Genomic DNA, 3774 nt, shown 5'->3' on the forward strand with positions numbered 1-3774 from the left:
CCCGCATATTCTTCGTGTTCCGCACTATCCTTTTGCGGGCAGCTCTTGTTTTCAAGATTTTCCGCCATTTCGGCCGTTCCTCCTTTCCCGGTTGTACTTGGAACTCCTATTGATTCGGCCCTTCACCTCTCGGCTACTATGACCTCTGCTGACTTCTGCACAGTCAACACGCCCTTGCGAGCGTGGTTACTCTTTTCAGAGCACCTGTGCAGACCTCCCCGGGTACCACACATTTCTTTCCCTCCATCTGCCTGCCGCATTTACCACCACTGGTTCCGTGTAGTTATTGGACTTCGACCTGTGTTGCGGACTTATCCCCAGTGATAGCCTATTATACGGTTTCTGTTCGTCAGGCCAGAGGTTTGCCTACACCTTCCTTCAGATTCCACCTCGCGATGGACACCCTTGGTGTTCAGCTATATCCTTCCCACTACCGGGCGGATTCCGGACTTTCACCGGTTAGAAACGTGCGCCGCCGGGCGCACTACATCCAACGCCCCCTGCCAATTGGATACGGCAGGGGGCGTTGATACTTCCTCTTCGCTTATGCAAAAATATTGTTTCTGATGCGGGCAAGAAATTTTTGCAGGATATCCTTTTCCTTTGCAGAAAAGCCAGCCAGCAAGGTATCATTCCAATGGTCAAGGATTTTGTCCAGATTTTCAGAGATTTTCTTGGCCTTGTCTGTGGGGTGTAGGATATAGGCCCGTTTGTCCGTGGGGCAGATTTCCCGTATCAGATAACCTTCCCGCTCCAGCTTGGCCACTGCTCTAGCTGTGGTTGCCTTGTCAATCTTTACGTAATCTGCAAGCTGCTCTTGATTGATGCCATCATTTTTTAGCAGCCCAAGCAAGAAAATATACTGACCACTACCCAATTTGAATTTCTTCAATTCTGCATTGAAATAAATTTGGCTTTGACGATAGAGAATAGATATATATTTACCAAGACGTTCATTACTCAAACCAATTCTCCTTTATAATGGTAGTGCTAATCCTATAAGCATGGTATCACACTTTTGGTTGCAATTGCAATTAAGATGTGATAAAAAAATACATTATAAGGCGTCAAATGGTTTTTAGTAAATCAGCTTTGGACTGCTGTCCACGCATATCATGCAGATAATAGATTACCCAGGGAATCATAACGATACCTGCACACAACAGGTACATGGAACGCAGTCCCATCATCATGGAGACCGCCCCCAGCCCCATGGAGCCAACAGAAAAACCTATATCAAAAGCTGTAAGTATGGTGCCATTAGCCATCCCCCGTCTGGCTGGTGCCACCGCATTGATGGAAAGTACAAAACACAGCGAGTAAAGGATACCAAAACCGATGCCCATCAGCAAGGCAGCTCCAATAAGCATCTCCAATCCCTGGGCAAAGTAAAGACATATAAAGGTCAGAAAGAAAGTGGCAAAGCCAATGCACATGGTGCCAGCCGGGCCATGCTTGTCTGCCATTTTCCCTGCACAGGGGCGGCTTATGATAACGGCAATGGCATTGACAAAGAAAAATATGCTCGCATTCTCAATGCCAAGTTCCTGTGAAAAAAGCACAATAAAGGACAGAATCGCACTATAGCCTACAGCCATAAAGAAGACAATTGTTGCATAGGGTAAAATCTTTCTTTCCAGGAAGCCTCCTGATTGCCCGCCCTTAACTGCTTTACCCTCATAACGAATCCCAAGCAGGCAGGCACAGGACAGGGCAGCTATTACCGACACCACCAGGAACATCACATCATAATCAAAGCTGTGCAAAACAGTCAGTCCCAGCCATGGCCCCAACAACATTGCAAATGACATAGAAAGGCCGAAATAGCCAATTCCCTCGCCACGCCGTTTGACTGGAATGACATCCGTTGCCACCGTGGCCAACGAAGTGGTAGAGAAGCCCCAGAAGATGCCATGAACAAAGCGAAGAGCCAGCAACGCCATCATGCCCACTGCCCAGCTATAAGCAAAGACAGACAGAAACAGCAAGAGAAGCGAAGCCCATGCCACTTTCATCCGCCCAGAAGAATCCAGCAGACGTCCTGCCAAGGGACGTGCCAGAACTCCAGCCACAGCATAAAGGGCAAACAGCATCCCTACATCACTTTTATTTCCCTCCAGAATCTCTGTGGTGTAAAGAGGAATTGTTGACATCAAATAATACATAGTGGTAAAGGCAAAGAAATTCGCCAGCCAACTAAAAATGAACTTGGAATTCCAAATTTTTTCCTGTGCTTGACCCTGCATATTCATCCTGTTCCTTTCTTACAAGAAAAGCAACGAGAGAGAATCCTCCTCTCGTTGCCCTGTGTACCTCACTCCCGATTTTACGCCAAGCGGAACAATCTTTCAGCATTGCCATGGAAAATAAGTTCCCTCTGTTCCTCCGTGATATCCAGTTGCTTGACAAAATCAACACCAGCCGACATCCAGCCGTAAACCACGGGGAATGAACTGCCAAACAGCAGATGGTCAGCACCGCATACCTTGACTGCACATTCCACCTGATCCTTGCCCCAGGATGCCGGATGTGTCATGTCATAATAAATATTATTCTTCAGGTATTTCTGGATACGGTCTGCCTCGCTGGTATCAAAGCGTGCCAATACCTCATTCTTCTTCGATGCATGTGGTGTGGTCAGGTTCTGATTGGCAAACCAGTTTCCGCCAAACATCGTATGGATGAATTTGAGGTTCGGGAATTCTTCGAACATACCGCTAAAAAGCTCTCGTCCCAGAGCGGTAGCCTGGTCCACCACTCGACCAAATTCACGCCGCAGATTCGTGAATTCATAGATAGACTGCCAATAAACCGGCAACGGCGTATGATGAACTATCACAGGCACTCCCGTCTCATTCAATACCTTGAGATAAGGCTTGAATGCCTCGTCATCAAGATAAAGTTGTCCATAATGGCAGGCAAGCTGTACACCAACCATCCCCAGCTCCTTGAGACACCGCTCCAATTCATACAAATTCTCTTTTCCGCCCCAGGGAGGCAGCACTGCATTGGCATACAGTCGGCCATTGGAACGTCTGCACATATCTGCTGCATTATCATTCACAATCTTGCAGGTATCCAGCCGCAGCCACTCCTGCCAGACAGGCACGCGGAGCAATGCTTTGTCTACTCCCGCCTCGTCCATTGCCTTGAGTTTTGCCTCAAGAGAGTAATCCCCCTCCACATAATCCAGATTATGATAGCCCTGAGGCTTCTCCAGTATCAAGTGCTTCTTGCCAGACTCCAATGTCTCCAGAGTAGCAATCTCGCCAAACCCGCGCGGTGCTGTGGTCAGAAAACCCTCCATAATTTTATCATTTGTAAAAAGGTCTTCCGGCAAATGGTGCATGTTACAATCAATAATCATCTGATACCCTCCTTATATTTCGTTGCAATAACAACTGTATTTGCATAATAGCACAATCTAGTTGCTATAGCAACTAAAATTTGATTAAATTTCTCTGAAAAAATTTTGCACACAAACCGCAAACCATGTAACTATTGCCCTAATACAGCAAATATGATATAGTATGTCCAATAGCATATACGGCTGTGTAGGAGCCGTGCCGCTTCGGCGGCAGAAAATCGACGTGGAGAGCCTCAGTGGCTTTCTGCCCTTTTTAGGGAGCGTCGATTTTTTTATTGCTGTAAATCATGTCGAGGTGATTCATTATGAAAAAATGGCAAAAGGCATTAACCATGGCCTTGGCCGGAGCAGGGTGTTTTATGGCTTATGCACCTTTGGATGCTCAAGCAGCCACTAAAACGATTATC

At 46.9% G+C, this 3774-nt stretch carries 3 protein-coding genes; all 3 read right to left on the reverse strand.

Annotation, left to right across the window (positions count from 1 at the left end):
- Window positions 1-544: 544 nt before the first annotated feature.
- The gene (locus K6C05_RS01470; protein WP_296730559.1) at window positions 545-964 is read right to left on the reverse strand and encodes a MarR family transcriptional regulator; all 420 of its coding nucleotides are present in this window, start codon (window positions 962-964) and stop codon (window positions 545-547) included.
- Between the two features lie 103 nt (window positions 965-1067).
- Window positions 1068-2252, reverse strand: coding sequence for an MFS transporter (locus tag K6C05_RS01475; RefSeq protein ID WP_363317149.1), 1185 nt, complete (start codon window positions 2250-2252; stop codon window positions 1068-1070).
- 74 nt (window positions 2253-2326) lie between these two features.
- Window positions 2327-3367 (reverse strand): amidohydrolase family protein, encoded by a 1041-nt coding sequence (locus K6C05_RS01480; protein ID WP_296730561.1) that lies wholly within the window; start codon window positions 3365-3367, stop codon window positions 2327-2329.
- Window positions 3368-3774 lie beyond the last annotated feature (407 nt).

Origin of the sequence: Anaerovibrio sp. (assembly GCF_024697385.1) — a bacterium.
Classification (GTDB): domain Bacteria; phylum Bacillota; class Negativicutes; order Selenomonadales; family Selenomonadaceae; genus Anaerovibrio.

What these genes read in the sequence shown, in the direction of transcription:
- K6C05_RS01475 (WP_363317149.1), bottom strand. Translation starts at nt 2,252, where the DNA reads ATGAATATGCAGGGTCAAGCACAGGAAAAAATTTGGAATTCCAAGTTC.
- K6C05_RS01480 (WP_296730561.1), bottom strand. Translation starts at nt 3,367, where the DNA reads ATGATTATTGATTGTAACATGCACCATTTGCCGGAAGACCTTTTTACA.